Source organism: Stenoxybacter acetivorans DSM 19021 (assembly GCF_000745895.1).
GTDB lineage: Bacteria > Pseudomonadota > Gammaproteobacteria > Burkholderiales > Neisseriaceae > Stenoxybacter > Stenoxybacter acetivorans.
Genome location: NZ_JQKE01000148.1, coordinates 1 through 1,088 on the forward strand (window position 1 = coordinate 1; position 1,088 = coordinate 1,088).

Annotated in this window: 1 protein-coding gene; it reads left to right on the plus strand. The window is 56.7% G+C overall.

Annotated features, from left to right (window positions below):
• The coding region (locus Q384_RS13690) for a hemagglutinin repeat-containing protein (protein ID WP_037588163.1) at nucleotides 1-1,088 on the plus strand (1,088 nt) is incomplete at both ends.

Below are 1,088 nucleotides of genomic sequence, written 5' to 3' on the forward strand. Positions count from 1 at the left end.
CAAATCGTCAACCAAACCGGTTACCGCCGTTTGGCAGGCTATCAAAACGACGAAGAACAGTTCAAAGCCTTAATGGACAACGGCGCCACCGTTGCCAAACAATTGAACCTCACCCCCGGTATCGCCTTAAGTGCCGCACAAGTGGCGCAATTAACCAGCGACATCGTTTGGCTGGTCAGCGAAACCATTACCTTAGCAGACGGCAGCGTTCAAACCGTTCTCGTTCCCAAAGTGTATTTAAAACCGCAGACACAAGACCTGTATCCGGGCGGCGCATTGGTGAGTGCCGAAGCAGTGCTGCTCAACCTCAGCGGCGACATACAGAACAGCGGCAGCATTTTAGGCAGACAACTGATTGATTTAAGCGCCGCCAACATCCGCGACACCCACGGACAGCTCAGCGGCGCAAACATCCAACTGAAAGCAGCGGGCGACATAGACCTGCACGGCAGCAGCATACACGCCGCAGAAGCATTAACCGCCCTGGCCGGTAAAAACCTGAATATCGAAAGCAGCGGCTACCGCAACAGCAGCCACATCGAATCCGAAAACGGCAGCGTCTTTGACGGCAGCCGCAGCGGCATTGACCGCGTGGCGAATTTAACCGTCAGCGGCGCGGGCAACCTCATCTTAAGCGGCAACAACATCAGCCTGAAAGCCGCCGACCTTACCCACAGCGGCAGCGGTAATATCTACATCGCCGCCGCCGACAAACTGGACTTAAGCACCATCACCGCCGGCTACAGCCAAAGCAGCGTCTATGACGCCCGCAACTACTTAAAACAAGGGGCAACGCAAGACATCGGCACCCGCATTACCGCCAACGCCGGCATCGGCTTAAGCGGCAAAGACACCAACATCACCGCGGCCGACATCAACAGCATCAACGGCGATTTAAGCGTTTACGGCAAAGAGCGCGTGAATATCGAAGCGGGCAGAGCCGCCAGCCATTTCAGCGAACACCGCTATGACCAAGACAGCCACTTCGGCGGCAGCAGCGAAACGGAAAGCCACGTCAGCCGCAGCAGCGACAATGCCGTCTCAGCGAACTTGGGCGGGCGCAATGTCTTGGTATCCAGTGGCGGTGA